This window comes from Nocardiopsis deserti (assembly GCF_008638355.1).
Classification (GTDB): domain Bacteria; phylum Actinomycetota; class Actinomycetes; order Streptosporangiales; family Streptosporangiaceae; genus Nocardiopsis; species Nocardiopsis alborubida.
Genome location: NZ_VWVS01000015.1, coordinates 231,504 through 245,328, shown reverse-complemented (window position 1 = coordinate 245,328; position 13,825 = coordinate 231,504). Strand labels below are relative to the sequence as shown.

At 73.5% G+C, this 13,825-nt stretch carries 11 protein-coding genes and 1 tRNA gene; 6 read left to right on the top strand and 6 right to left on the bottom strand.

The genetic code is table 11. The features are described 5' to 3' along the window. The first annotated feature begins 5 nt into the window (after window positions 1-5). From FYW99_RS21080 to FYW99_RS21065, 4 genes are all read left to right on the top strand, one after another. Window positions 6-1,664 carry a (2,3-dihydroxybenzoyl)adenylate synthase gene (locus tag FYW99_RS21080; protein WP_150253755.1) on the top strand — a complete coding sequence of 553 codons (1,659 nt, stop codon included), beginning with the start codon at window positions 6-8 and terminating at the stop codon, window positions 1,662-1,664. Between the two features lie 167 nt (window positions 1,665-1,831). Further along, the gene (locus FYW99_RS21075; protein WP_150253754.1) at window positions 1,832-2,029 is read left to right on the top strand and encodes a ferredoxin; all 198 of its coding nucleotides are present in this window, start codon (window positions 1,832-1,834) and stop codon (window positions 2,027-2,029) included. A gap of 295 nt (window positions 2,030-2,324) precedes the next feature. Beyond that, entirely contained in the window at window positions 2,325-3,647 is a 1,323-nt protein-coding gene (locus tag FYW99_RS21070) for a salicylate synthase (protein WP_150253753.1), read from the top strand. Window positions 3,648-3,705: 58 nt separating this feature from the next. Beyond that, window positions 3,706-4,563, top strand: coding sequence for an SAM-dependent methyltransferase (locus FYW99_RS21065; RefSeq protein ID WP_150253752.1), 858 nt, complete (start codon window positions 3,706-3,708; stop codon window positions 4,561-4,563). Between the two features lie 81 nt (window positions 4,564-4,644). Here the strand turns inward: FYW99_RS21065 and FYW99_RS21060 are convergent, their stop codons facing one another. The 6 genes from FYW99_RS21060 to FYW99_RS21035 form a co-directional block, all read right to left on the bottom strand. After that, window positions 4,645-5,796, bottom strand: a complete 1,152-nt coding sequence (locus tag FYW99_RS21060; protein ID WP_150253751.1) for a chorismate-binding protein — start codon at window positions 5,794-5,796, stop codon at window positions 4,645-4,647. 585 nt (window positions 5,797-6,381) lie between these two features. Further along, on the bottom strand, window positions 6,382-7,785 hold the full coding sequence (locus tag FYW99_RS21055; RefSeq protein WP_150253750.1) for an ABC transporter ATP-binding protein: 1,404 nt from the start codon (window positions 7,783-7,785) through the stop codon (window positions 6,382-6,384). Next, on the bottom strand, window positions 7,778-8,629 hold the full coding sequence (locus FYW99_RS21050; RefSeq protein ID WP_223839321.1) for an ABC transporter permease: 852 nt from the start codon (window positions 8,627-8,629) through the stop codon (window positions 7,778-7,780). Before FYW99_RS21050 ends, FYW99_RS21055 begins: the two co-directional genes overlap by 8 nt. After that, a complete protein-coding gene (locus FYW99_RS21045; protein WP_150253749.1) occupies window positions 8,626-9,624 on the bottom strand; it encodes an ABC transporter permease in 999 nt (332 codons plus the stop codon). The genes FYW99_RS21050 and FYW99_RS21045 overlap by 4 nt, the downstream gene beginning before the upstream one ends. Further along, complete coding sequence (locus tag FYW99_RS21040; RefSeq protein WP_150253748.1) at window positions 9,624-11,138, bottom strand: ABC transporter substrate-binding protein; 1,515 nt, start codon at window positions 11,136-11,138, stop codon at window positions 9,624-9,626. The genes FYW99_RS21045 and FYW99_RS21040 overlap by 1 nt, the downstream gene beginning before the upstream one ends. A gap of 962 nt (window positions 11,139-12,100) precedes the next feature. After that, window positions 12,101-12,174: transfer RNA gene (locus FYW99_RS21035), tRNA-Pro, on the bottom strand. A 167-nt stretch (window positions 12,175-12,341) separates the two neighbouring features. Here FYW99_RS21035 and FYW99_RS21030 point away from each other — a divergent pair. Together FYW99_RS21030 and FYW99_RS21025 are read left to right on the top strand one after the other, a co-directional pair. Next, on the top strand, window positions 12,342-13,274 hold the full coding sequence (locus FYW99_RS21030; RefSeq protein ID WP_150253747.1) for a helix-turn-helix domain-containing protein: 933 nt from the start codon (window positions 12,342-12,344) through the stop codon (window positions 13,272-13,274). Further along, the gene (locus FYW99_RS21025) at window positions 13,271-13,810 is read left to right on the top strand and encodes a dihydrofolate reductase family protein (RefSeq protein WP_190394745.1); all 540 of its coding nucleotides are present in this window, start codon (window positions 13,271-13,273) and stop codon (window positions 13,808-13,810) included. The genes FYW99_RS21030 and FYW99_RS21025 overlap by 4 nt, the downstream gene beginning before the upstream one ends. Window positions 13,811-13,825: the final 15 nt, after the last annotated feature.

Here is a 13,825-nt window from a genome sequence, read left to right as displayed (position 1 = left end):
CAGAGATGACCAAGAGCGCAAACCCGCCCGCGACAGCTCCGGAACAGGACTGGCCGGGGTGGCCGGAGGAGGCGAGTCAGCGCTACCGAGAGGCCGGATTCTGGCGCGAGGAGGTCCTGTCCGACCTGCTGACGCACCAGGCGGAGCAGCGCCCCGACGCCGTCGCACTCGTCGACGGCGAGCGCCGGTGGTCCTACGCCGAGCTGGCCGCGGAGGCCAGAGCGGTGGCGGCCGGGCTGTACCGGCGGGGGCTGCGCCGGGGCGACCGGGTGGTGGTGCAGCTGCCCAACCGGGCGGAGTTCCTGCTGCTCTGGTTCGGGTTGCAGTACCTCGGCGCGGTCCCGGTCCACGCCATGCCCGGGCACCGGGGGCACGAGATCTCCCACCTCCTGCGGGTCACCCGCGCGGTCGGCTACGCGGTGGCCGACCGCCACGCGCGGTTCGACTACCGGACGCTGGCCGCGTCCATGCGCGAGGAGCACGAGGAGCTGCGCCACGTGATCGTCGTCGGCGACACCGGCGGGCTCGAGGCCGCCGTCGGCTTCGAGGACCTGCGCTCCGACGCCTCCGGTGACCGCGCCCCCGGCTCCGGGCGCCCCGCCCCCGGCGACATCGGACTCCTCCTGCTCTCCGGCGGGACCACGGGGACGCCCAAGCTCATCCCGCGCACGCACCGGGACTACGCCTACAACGCCCGCGCCGCCGCGGCCGCCTGTGACCTGACTCCGGACAGCGTCTACCTCGCGGTGCTGCCCGTCGCCTTCAACTTCACGATGTCCTGCCCGGGAGTCCTGGGCGCGCTCACCGTGGGCGCGACGGTGGTCATGGCGCCCAGCCCCGCCCCCGAGACGGTGTTCCCCCTGATCGAACGCGAGGGCGTGACCGTCACGGCGCTCAGTCCGCCGATGGTGCCCGTGTGGCTGGAGGCCTACGCCGACCGGGCTCCGGGCTCAGCGGAGCTGGACAGCCTCTCGGTCCTTCAGGTGGGGGGAGCGCGGCTGGCCGACGACCTCGCGCGCCGCGTCCGCCCGACGCTGGGGTGCCGCCTGCAGCAGGTGTTCGGCATGGCCGAGGGCCTGATCAACGTCACCCGTCTCGACGACCCCGAGGAGCTGGTGTGCACCACGCAGGGGCACCCCATCTCCACCGGTGACGAGGTGCGGGTGGTCGACGGGTCGGGCGCCCCGGTGCCCGTCGGCGCCGTGGGCGAGCTGCTGACACGGGGCCCCTACACGCTGCGCGGCTACTACCGCGCCCCCGAACTCGCCACCACGCACTTCACACCCGACGGGTTCTACCGGACCGGCGACCTCGTCCGGCTCCACCCCAGCGGCCACATCAACGTCGTCGGCAGGGTGAAGGACCAGATCAACCGCGGCGGCGAGAAGATCGACGCCACCGAGGTGGAGGGCCAGCTGCTCGCCCACCCGGACGTGTCGGCGGTCGCCCTGGTGGCCGCTCCCGACCCGGACCTCGGCGAGCGGTCGGTCGCCTTCCTGGTCTGCGCGGGCACCCCGCCCACGGTCCGCGAACTCGGTGCCTTCCTGCGCGGGAGGGGCCTGGCCGGTTACAAGGCCCCCGACCGGGTCGAGGCCGTCGACGCGCTGCCCCTGACCCCTGTGGGCAAGGTCGACAAGAACGCTCTGCGCAAGCGGATCCGATGAGGACTTTCGCCACCTTCCGCAACCGAAGCGACACGTAGAGCGTTGCGACCTCAGCCACACAGACGAACGCTTCTGGCGAAAATGATTATCATTTACGATCACACAAGCGCCTCCGGGCGTTCGGCGGCCCTGCCCGGGCCGCTCCACAGTGAAGGGGACGCCCCCGCGTGCGAGTCACCGTCCACCCCGAGATCTGCATCGGCGCTGGCCAGTGCGTCATCGCCGCCGACCGAGTGTTCGACCAGGGCGAGGAGGACGGGCTCGTGCGCCTGCGCACCGACCGGCCCGGCCCCCGCGACGCCGCGCACGTGCGCAACGCGGTCGACCGCTGCCCCTCCGGCGCGATCGAGCTCACCTCGGACTGAACCCTGGGCGCGCTCTCCCCCCGCTCCTCCCCTCCCTGCCCCGCACGAGGAGAGGAGTCGGCCGACCCCGGTCGGCGCCCCCTTGGACCCGAGGGACCGAGGCCGGCCGCTTCGGCGATCGCCGAAGCGGCCGTGACCAGCGGGGGCGGTCGGCAGCGGGCCGCGGGTGGGCGGCCGCGCACGTCCGACGAAGAGGCGGGCGTCCTCGCTGGCCTCGACAGAAGACCGGAGAAGAATGTTGACCACGGGTACACCAGACGCGGCCTACGGGTCCGTCCCGGGCGAGGAGACGGCCGTGAGCAGTCGTGAAACCGAACAGGTCGAAGGGCCGCTCGACCCCGTCGCGGCCGCCGCCCGGCTCGCGGGCTCGGGGCTCTTCCCCGAATACGTCCTCTACGAACGCGAGGGGGTCTGGCTCTTCGGCGGCGGTGTGCGGTGGGGGATCGACCTCGACAGCGACCGGGTCACGGTCCGCGGCGCCGACGGGACCGCCGACTCCCGCGACCACACCGGCAGCCCGGCCGACGCCTTGGACGCGGCCCTGGCCGGGCTGCCCGACCCGTCCTGGCGGGCCTACGGCTGGGTGGGGTTCGACTTCGCGCTCCGGTCACGCGGGGCCCACCCGTCCGCCCCCGGAAAGCCCGCGCGGCTCGCCCGCCTCATCGTGCCCCAGACCGAGGTCCGCATCACCGCTGACGGGGCCCGGGTCAGCGGAGGCGGAGCCCAGATGCGCGGGAAGGTGATCTCCGTGCTGCGCGAGCAGGTCGCCGAACCGGCGCGGGACCGCGTCACGGTCGATTCACGAGCCGGTTCCCCGGCCTACCGCGCACTCGTGGGCGAGGCCCTGCGCGAGATCGGACGCGGCGACTACCACAAGGTGATCCTGTCCCGGAAGGTCGAACTGCCCTCGCCCGTGGACGTCCCCGCCACCTACGCGGTCGGCCGCGGGGCCAACACCCCGGCGCGGTCGTTCCTGCTGGATCTGGACGGGCTCCGCAGCGCGGGTTTCAGCCCCGAACTGGTCGTCACGGTCGGACCCGACCGCGAGGTCCTGACCAACCCGCTCGCGGGCACCCGGGCGGCGGGGCGCGGAGAGGCGGCGGACAGCGCCGCCCGCGCCGAACTGGAGGCCGACCCCAAGGAGATCCACGAGCACGCCATATCGGTTCGCGAAGCCGTCGCGGAGATGCGCTCGGTGTGCGTGCCGGGCTCCGTCGCGGTGTCGGAGTTCATGGGCGTCTCCGTCCGCGGCAGCGTCCAGCACCTGGCGTCCACCGTCCGGGGGCGCCTGAACGAGGACGCCACTCCGTGGCACGCCTTCGAGGCCCTGTTCCCAGCGATCACCGCGTCGGGGATCCCCAAGTCCCAGGCGATCGGGGCGATCACCCGTTTGGAGGAGGAGCGCGGACTGTACTCCGGGGCCGTGGTGACCGCCACGTCCCGCGGTGAGCTCGACGCCGCGTTGGTCCTGCGTGCGGTCTACGAGGAACAGGGCCGGGCCTGGCTCCGCGCCGGCGCCGGAATCGTGGAGGGCTCCCGACCCGAACGCGAGTTCGAGGAGACCCGCGAGAAACTGGCCAGCGTACTGCCGCACGTCGTGCCCGCCTCGCGGCCGTGACCGCGCTGACGGACAAGCGCGACCGTCCCCTATCCGAGACAGCTCAGGTGGTCATGCCTTGACAGACATCCAACAGAACGGACTGATCCCCTACCTGCTCGCCAACCGGGCCTTCGTCGCCCCGGCCGTCGAACAGGCGGTCGGGGCGATGGACCTGTCCGGGCGCACGCGCCTGCTCGACGCGGGCACCGGCGCCGGAGGCGGGCTGGTGGCGCTGGCCCGGGCGGCCGGCCCGCGGGCCCGGGTCCTGGCCGTCGACCGCAACCCCGACGTGCTGCACCTCGCCCGGGAGCACGCGCGCTCCGAGGGGGTGTCGGACAGGGTCGAGGTACGCGCCGCCGACCTGGTCGACGTGCTCGACGAGGCCGCTGGATCCGGCGACGGGTTCGAGGCGATCTGGGCGTCGGACGTGGTCTGGCCCGGCAACTTCGACGACCCCGGGGCCCTGGTCGCACGCGCCGCGCGCGCCCTGCGCCCCGGCGGCCTGCTGGGGCTGTTCACCAGCAACTACTACCAGGCCATGTTCCTGCCCGGCCACTCACGGCTGGAGCGGGCGGCGCGCACCGCGTCCGAACTCAACTGGGGAATCCCCTCCGGGGGGCCCGCCCACTATGAGCGCCACACCGCCTGGATGGCTGCCGCGGGACTGCTCGACGTGCATGTGAACGTCTTCCCCAGAGTGGGCTCGCCCATCGACGCCGACCCGACCGTGCGCCCCTACCTGGAGAACGCCGTCTGGCCGGAAATGCGGGAGTCGGTGCTCAGGCGCGGCACCGACGCGGGTCTGAGTAGTGAGGAGGTGGCCGAAGTCGAGCGACTCCTGACCCCGGGCCATCCGGACTACGTCCTCGACGCCCCGGGCTACTACATGGTCCATCCGACCGTGCTCGCCCTGGGGCGGCGACCCTCCGACTGAGCCCCCGGCCGACTGGCCCCCGCCGACCGGGGCCAGTCGGCTTCGCGGAGGGCTCACCGTCCGCGGCTACCCGGGGGTCCCTCAGCGCACGCCCAGCGCGAACAGGAGTTTGCGCGTCCTGTCGGCGGTCTCCGCCGACCCGGCCCGGGAGTCGGAACCAGCCGTGACGCCTGCGCCCGCGAAGACGTCGATCCTTTTCGGGGAGACCTCGGCGCCACCGGGGGTGAGGACCCAATCGCCGTCGCCCCGTGCCGTGCTGTAGCCGACGGCTCCGGTGGGGAAACCCCGGCCGAACGGCTCCGGTCCGCCGATCGTCTCGGACGCCGGTTGCGGAGGAAGACCGCACACGGCGGCGGGGTACAGGGCCATCGCCAGGAGGTGGGCCGGAGTATCCGGATCGATCAGCGTCCCCCCGACCCGGGTGGACAGATGCCACCTGGTGGCCGTACGGACCATCTCGGGCCCCCTCGGCACGGACAGAGACCGGCAGTAGGGCTTCAGCGACTCCGCCACCGCGTCGACCACGGCAGCGTGCTCGCGCGTGTCCTCGGCCGAAGCGCGCAGCCTCTCCCGGCTGCGGTAGTCCCTGGTCGGATCAGCGCTGCCCGGAGCGGAGCCGGTCAGCGGGTTGGACACCACCTGGTCCCCGCGCTTGGAGACCAGCAGTTCCGGGCTGGTACCGAGAAGGGTGCGGGTCCCCCCGTCCGGATCCGGCAGGTCGAAGGCGAAGACGAACGCGCCGGGATCCCACCAGAGGAGGTTGTTCAGCACCGTCGCCGGATCGACCGGCGAGGTGCCGTCCATGCGCAGGCCCCTGGCCGGGACCGCTGTGTCCGGCCCGCCGCCGTCCGCCGTCGGCGGGACCGCCCGCTCGACCGGCGCCCCGTGTTCGCCGGGGGCGGGCACCGGCGCGGCCTTCCACTCCCCCGGCAGGGGACGCCGCCGCAGGACCGGTGCCCGGCCCTTCGGCGGTCCAGGTGCGTGGCGCACCGTTCGGGGGAGGAGGAACCGGGCCGGTCGTCGCGGGTCGAAGGGGACGGCTCCCACGACCAGGCCCTCGGGCCCGGCGTCGCCGAGCAGCGAGTCGGGGCCGCGCACGTCGTCCGAGACCGCCACCGCCCCCGTCGTGTGCAGCGCACCGGCAGCCGCCGAGAGGAAGACGTCCCCCGCCGTGTAGGAGGACAGGAGTTCGTCGACGGACGAGGCAGGCGTGAGCGTCCTTTGTTCGGGCATGTATCGCTTCCTCCACGCGAGTGGGGACGGCCTGCCGACGGCAGGCTCCGCCCCGCCGCACGTTTCCGCCCGATCGAGACGCCGACGGGGGACGGCGGCGCTTCGGCCGGGGACCCGCCAGCAGGCCCGTTCCTCCGTTTTTGAAAATGAAAACCGCTTCCAACGCTACCAAAGGCCCCATACACCGCGAAACGCCCGTGCACACCGGGGAGACCTCAGCGGGAGGAAGCCAGACACCCGGACGGAGAACCCGACCGGGGCGCGATCGCGGGGTGCCGCGAAGCCCGCGCCCGTGCGATCGAAGGCGTCGACCGGGCCGGCGCCGGGTGCGTCGGCTCCCCGTCGCCGAGGACGGCCGTGACGCGGTGAGCCGGGCAGGACGCAGGCGCTGCCACAGGCGGCGCTGGGTAGTGTTTTTTTGGACCTCCGCTTCGCTTCGGTCCGTGTTCGAGCGCCCGGAGAACAGGAACCTTCGGCGCCTACGGCGGGTTCGCTCGTTCCTCACGAACCCGCCTCCGGCACCTCCAGAACCCTGTGGGCGCCCGAACCAACCCCCCAGCTGAGACCGGTTCAAAAAAACAGAACCTAGGGCCCCGGCACGAGGCTGCGGTGCTCCGGGTCCAACACCAGCACCCGGTTCGCACGGTCGGCGACACGCCGGTCGTGGGTCACCATGACGACGGCCAGGCCCTCCTCAGCCCGCAGGGTGTCCAGGAGGTCCAGGATCGTGCGTGCGCTCGCGGCGTCCAGAGCGGAGGACACCTCGTCGGCCAGCAGCACCCGGGGGCGCGCGGCCAGGGCGCGGGCGATGGCCACGCGCTGGCGCTGGCCGCCGGAGAGGCGGACCGGCAGCGCACGCCCGGTCCCCGCTGGCAGACCGACCCGCTCCAGGAGCTCGGGGACCTCGGATGCGGCTTGGCCTCGGGTCAGCCCACGGAGCACCATGGCCGGGCGTGCGAGTGCCGTAGCGACGCGCTGAGCCGGGTTCAGGGTTCCGGCCGGGTCCTGGGCGATCAGCTGGACGGCTCGCAGCGTTTCCCTGGCACGGTCCGTGTGTCTGGCGGGCAGGGGCCGACCGCCGAGTGAGAACGAACCCGCCGCGGGGGGATGGAGCCCTGCCAGGCTTCTGAGCAGCGTGGACTTACCGCACCCCGAGGGCCCCAGGACGGCGACCGCCTCCCCCTGGCCAACGGTCAGGTCCACCTCGTCGAGCAGCTCCCGGCCGCCCGGAGCCGTGAGACGGACCCCCTGCAGGCCGAGGACCGCGACACCGCCCGGGTCCCGGGGGCCCGCCGTTGTGGCGCCGCCCCCGCGAACCGGTTCGGACTCACCGATGTCGAGACGGACGTCGGCCACGCGGTCGGCGAAGCCCCGGTCGTGGGTGATCACGACGGTGCTCCTTCCGGGGCGCCCCCGCCGCCGTTCGAGGACGTCGAGCACGAGTTCCACCGTGGTGGGGTCCAGGCCGCTCGTGGGTTCGTCGAGCACGAGGAGCCCGGGGTCGGCGACGACCGCCCGCGCCAGGGCCACACGCTGGGCCTGGCCTCCGGAGAGTTCGTGCGGGCGACGACGCCACAGGGCGTCGGCGTCCAGCCCCAGAGAGGTGAGCGCCGCTCGGACGGCCTCGGCGTTCGCCCGCCGGAGACCGCCCGGCAGGGCTTCGGCGACCAGGGCGGAGACCGGGCGCAGGGGGTGCAGGTCCGAGGCGGGGTCCTGTCCGAGCACGCCGGTGCTGGCCCGGCGCCACCGGCGCGCCGCACGCCCCGTGGGCACCGGCGCTCCCTGCCAGCGCACCTGACCGGCCCGGCGCACCAGCCCGGTCGGCAGCGCGTCCAGCGCGGCCAGGACGGCGCTGGTCTTGCCGCTTCCGGACGCGCCCATGACCGCGAGCACCGTGCCGTCCGGCACCCGCAGGTCCACCGGGCCCACCACGCGGGCGCCGTGTTCGTCCTCGACCAGCAGCGCCTCCGCGCACAGTCCCTCAGCCATCCGTGGGCTCCTTCAATGCGGGTCCGCTGTCACGGACCCGGCTCGTGCGGTCGTCGGAGAGGTACAGCTGGGCCAGGAGGGCGAGCAGGACGGTGGTGACGCCCAGTGCCACGGCCGGCGCACCGACGGCCCAGGGGTTGACCGCCACGCCGGGCATGTTCTCCCTGAGCATGAGGGACCAGTCGGGAGCAGGCGGTTCGGCGCCCATTCCCAGGACGCTCAGGGCCGCGGCGACCTGGAGCGCGACCACCAGGCGCAGCCCCAGATCGGCGGTGACCACCCCCCGCATGGCGGGGAGGACCTCCCTCGCCAGGATCGAGGCGGCCGTCTCGCCGCGCAGGAGTGCGGCCTCCACGTACCCGGAGGTGCGGACGGCACGGACCGCGTCCCTGACCACGCGCAGGGTGAGCGGGGCTCCTCCGCACACCGTCGCGAAGATCACCGCCGCGTGCCAGGGCAGGGCGATCGCCGCCACCAGGGCCAGCAGCAGGGAGGGCAGGGCGAGCAGCAGGTCGGCCACCGCCGTGAGGGCCCGCGAGGCCAGCCCTCCGAACCACCCCGCGGCCAGGCCTCCGACGGTGCCGACCACACAGGCGCACACGGCGGCCGTCACGGAGACGCTGAGCAGCCCCCCTCCGCCGGCCAGGACACGGGACCACACATCGCGGCCCAGGGCGTCGGTTCCCAGGAGGTGGCCGGGGGTGGGTTCCTGCCAGGGCGCCCCCAACGGGGATGTGGGGCTGTGTGGCGCCCACCATCCGCCGAACAGGGCCAGGGCCAGGACCGCGGCCGACAGCAGGGGGACGGCCGCGGAGGCGAGGAGCAGAAGGGGACGACGGTTCACGGCGAGTGCCTCCGGCGCGGTTCGGTCAGGGCGGCGACCAGGTCTCCGACCAGCAGTCCGGCCAACACGACCGCGGCGGCGACCACAGCGGTGGCTTGGACGACGGGCAGGTCCCGGGAGGCGATCGAGGACACCAGCAGGGATCCGACGCCCGGATAGCCGAAGAGGGTCTCCACCAGTGCCGCGGCGGCGATCAGCCCTCCCGCGGACACCGCCATGACCCGGGTGAAGGGGGCCAGGAGGAAGGGAAGAACGTCGGTCGCCGCGATCCGCCAAGGGGGGACGCCCCGTCGGCGGGCGTCAGCCACGTGGGGCAGGCGCACGGTGTCGGCCACCGCGCCCGTCAACAGGCTCGCACCGAAGAACGCCGTGGGCAGCGCCAGGGCCGCCACGGGGAGAAACAGCAGTTCCGGGTGCTGCCAGGGCGCGGCTCCAGGCGGGAGCAGGGAAACCGGGGGCACCAGACCCAGCACTCCGGAGAACACGGTGACCAGCGCTGCGGCCGTGACAGCCGTGGGCACGGCCGCGCCTCCGGTGAGGACGGCCGTGGACGCCCGGCGGGCCCGCCTGCTCCCCCCCGCCCACCAGGCCAGGGCCAGGGACGCGGGGGCCGCCACCGCCAACGCCCCCCCGACGACCGTGAAGGTGGCCGGCAGCCGCTGGGCGAGGGCGTCGGCTACGGGGCGGCCGTTGACCAGGGACGTGCCGAGGTCGCCGGTGAGCAGGGATCCGGCCCAACCGAGGTAGCGCCGCCAGGGCGCGACGTCCAGGCCCAGCTCCTCCCGCAACTCCCGCACCTGCGCCTCGTCGGCCCCGGGTGAGGCGCGCAGGTCCACGGCGTCCCCTGGCAGGAATTCGGTGGCCGTGAACACCGCCACCGACACCAGAGCCAGCAGGAACACCGCCCGGACAGCGGCGAACGGGAGCGAGGCCCCCGCGGCCGCCCCCGGGGCGCGGGGGCGGCCGACCGCGGGGGCGGCCTCGGGGCGAGACATCAGCCGGTGACCTCGACCCGCTCGACGAACAGGCGGTGGAAACCGGGACCGGTGGGCAGGCCGCTCACGCCGGGGCCCGTCAGGTCGATACCGTCTCCCGTGCCCCAGACCACGTACCCGCCGTCGTCGGCGACACGCTCCTGCAGGTCGGCGAGCATCGCGTGGCGCTCCTCCTCGTCCGCGGTGGCCAGCGCCTCGGTGAAGTCGGCGTCCCACTCGGGAACGTTCCAGGCGGTCTCGTTGACGGGGCCGTCGGAGAGCAGGGACATGCGCGCGAAGTCCACGAACCCGTTCCCGCCCAGGCTGTTGAGGTAGAAGGGTTCGACGTTCCACACCTCGGTCCAGTAGGTGTCGGGCGCACCCACCTCGATCTCGACGTCGATGCCCGCCTCGGCGAGCTGTTCGGCGACCAGGGCCGCGGCCTCCTCCATGCCCGGGTAGGAGTTGGTGGCGTGCAGGGTGAGTTCGACACCGTCCGCGTGCCCCGCCTTCTCCAGCAGTCCGCGGGCCCGGTCCAGATCGCGCTCGACCGGGTCGAGGTCGGGGGCGAAGGGCGCGTCGGGGTTCAGGACGTCGGTGCCGGGCTCCCCGTAACCGAGGAAGACCGTCTCGACGAGTTGCTCGCGGTCCAGGGAGAGCTTGACGGCCTCACGCACGCCCGGGTCGTCGAAGGGCTCGGCTTCCAGGTCCATGACCAGCGGGTAGTTCACCCCGGCGGGCCTGGTGACCACCTGGACCTCGTCGGACTCCTCGTGTTGCTGCGCGCTGACGGGCGCCACGCTGCCCGCGACGTCCGCCTGCCCCGAGGCCACCGCCTCGGCCCGCGCGGCGGGGTCGGGCATGGCGGTGATCTGGAGGGTCTCGTAGTCGGCGGCCCCGCCCCACCAGTCGTCGTTGCGTGTCAGGACCGCGGTGGTGTCGTCGTGCTCCTCCAGCTGGAACGGTCCGGAGCCGGCCACGGGTTCGGTGATGTCGTCGCTGCCCTCGGGGACGACGAAGGTCAGGGAGGCCAGGGCGCTGCCGACCTCGGCATAGGGCTGGTGGGTGGCCAGTTCCAGGGTGTGCTCGTCCACCACCGAGGAGGACTCCAGGTCGAACACCGCCAGGCGTCCGTTGTTCTCGGCGCCTTTGCTCTGGATCCGCTTCAGCGAGAACAGGACGTCGGCGGCGGTGACGGGCTGACCGTCGGAGAAGACGGCGTCATCGCGCAGGCTGACGGTCCACAGGTCGAGGGCTTCCCCGGCCGGTTCCCAGGACCGGGCCAGGCGCGGCTGGACCGCGCCCTCCGCGTCGGTCACTGTCAGCACGTCGTAGAGCATGGCGAACCGCATGTAGTCGGCCTCGTTGCTGACGCGGCCGTGCGGGTCGTGGGTGGTGGCCGCCGGAGCTCCGACCGCCGCGTAACGCAGGGTGGCGCCGTCGGCGGAGGCCTGTTCGGCTTCGCCGCCGCTGCCGCAGGCGGTGGCCGCCAGGAGCACCGCGAAGGTGGCCGCGGGCAGGAATCGTCGTCTCATCTTTCGGCCTTTCTCGGGGGCGGGGCCGCGGACGGGGCGGTCCCGTGAGGTGTCTGCGACCGGGAGTCGGGGGGTGGGCGGTCCCCGTGCCCGGGGGTGCGCCAGGCGTCCGCGTTCAGGGCCCGCACTGGTGCCGGGACCGGCATGTCGCGGTGGAACAGGGTGGCCGGGCCCCCGTCGTCCTGGTCGAACGGCTCGGATCGGCGCGGAGGTGTCGTCCGGTTCCGAGCCGGTCCCCGCGACCGACGGCCAGCAGCGGGGCGGGAGGCGGGGCTGTCACCACGGAGCCGGCACCCCGCCGCGTCCGACGACCGCACGGGACGAACGGGGCGGAGGGTCCTCCACCCGGGGGTCGGATCGGCGGGTGGGGGTCCGTTCGAAGAGGGCACCCGGGGCGGCGGCCTCCAGCCCGGCTTCCTTCGACACTGAGCTGCACACCCCTGCGGTCGCGCTGGACAGGATAGTCAGTAATGAAAACCGTTTTCATTGCCGGTATGTCCATGTATAGCACCTTCAATCCCACGGATGCGACCCCGACTCCTGAGCCCCCGGGAAAACCGGCGCCACGGGGCTGGCCGCGCGGCCCCGGGAAGCCTTCCCACCAGGCGGGTGGACGTCCGCAGTACGGGGACACGGGACGGCCCGAGAGCAGAACGGCACCGGCGGCGGGAGTCCGCGCTCCACGCGTGGAGCGCGGTGCGGCACGGGACGGCGGGGGCGCCGAGGCCCCGACGGTCACGCTCCTCCTCGGAGCTGTCGGCCATCGCGGTCACAGCGGTCAGCGCCCGCCGGACGACGCGGGCCCGTGGACACAGGCCAGCGGTCAAAGCCGATGGACGGCGTCCTCAACGACGTGGGCCGAGGACCCGCACGCCTCGGCCACAGCCCCGCCTCCACCCCACCGGAGACGCGAAAAGGGGCCCACCATCCGGTGGACCCCTCACTGACCTGCTATTCCTCTGTCGGGACGGCGGGATTTGAACCCACGACCCCTTGACCCCCAGTCAAGTGCGCTGCCAAACTGCGCTACGTCCCGTCCGTCGAGCGGTCACCGTTTCCGGCCCCGCCGACGCAGAAGACTCTACCGCATCCGCCGGGGCGCTCGCACCGGGGAAAAGCCCGCCGGGCCCCGGGCCGCGTGTCCGCCCGGGTGGGCAAGATCGGTCAGGCGCCCGCGCGCCGCCGGTGAACATACTGGGTGCCATGACCGAGCCCACCCCAGGCCGGGACCGCCTGCGCGAACTGCTCGACGCGGTCCTGGACGAGGAGAACACCCGCCTCGCCGACATGGCGGACCACGCCTTCGCCTCACCGTTCCACTTCACCCGCAGACTGACCCGCGACACCGGGGAGTCACCGGTCGCGCTGCGCCGCCGGGTGCTCCTGGAACGCGCGGCCTGGCAGATCAGCCAGGGCAGCAGCGTGACCGACGCCGCGTTCGCGGCCGGATACGAGTCGGTCGAGGGGTTCACGCGCGCCTTCGGACGCGCCTTCGGGCACCCGCCCAGCGCCACCACGGCGGGCAGCGGCACGTGGCTGTCCGCGCCCAACGGCATCCACTTCCATCCGCCGATCCACCTGTGGATCGAGGACAGACCCAAGGAGCGTCCCGGCATGGACCTGATCGCCCTCCAGGTCCACCACGACGTGGACGACACCGCCCACCTGATCCGCCTCGCCGGGCAGCTGCCCGAGGAGGCCTACCGGCGGGTGCGGGCTCCCGGACAGACCGTCCTGGAGTGGGACGGGCCGGAGGAGTCCGTGGCCGCCGTGCTCGACCACCTGGTCCGGGCCAAGGAGGTGTGGCTCGCCTCGATCGACGGTGCCGACCTGCCCGAACGGGGCGCGGACGGCCTGGAGGCGCTGGCGGAGCGGCACACGCGGGCGGGGGCGCGCTGGATCGCCGCGGTCGACGACATCGGGCGGCGGGGCGCCTGGGGCGACCGGCTGATCGACGCCCTGTGCGATCCGCCCGAGAGCTTCGTGCTGGGCAGCGTCGTCGCGCACGTCCTCACCTTCTCCGCCCACCGCAGGCAGCTCGTGCGCCACATGCTGCGCGCGGAGGGCCTGGAGGTGGACCACGGCGACCCCATCGAATGGCTTCAGGACCGACACCACGACGGAGGTACACGATGAGCAAAACGGTCTACAACACCGCGACGAGCCTGGACGGCTTCATCGCCACCGAGGACCACTCCCTGGAATGGCTGTTCGCCGCCGACGGGGGCGATGCCCTGAACGAGACGGACGCCTTCATCCGCGAGGCGGGCGCGATCGTGTCCGGTGCGGGCACCTACGAGTGGATCCTGAAGCACGAGGGCGACAAGCCCTGGCCCTACCAGGTCCCCACCTGGGTGCTCACCCACCGCGACCTGCCCAGGATCGAGGGCGACGTCCGCTTCGCCAGCGCCGACACCGACCAGGAGTTGCGCGACCTGCACGCCGAGGTGGTCAGGGCGGCCGACGGGCGTGACGTGTGGCTGGTCGGCGGCGGCGGCGTCGCCGCGGACCTGGCCCGGCTCGGCCTCCTGGACGAGGTGGTCGTGTCGGTCGCGCCGGTCACCCTGGGCGCGGGGTCGCCCCTGCTGGCCGGGCGGGTGGACCTGAGGGTGCTGGACGTGCACCGGGCCGGGGACTTCGCCTGCATGCGCTACGAGGTCGTCCGTCCCTGACCCGGAGGTTCCGGG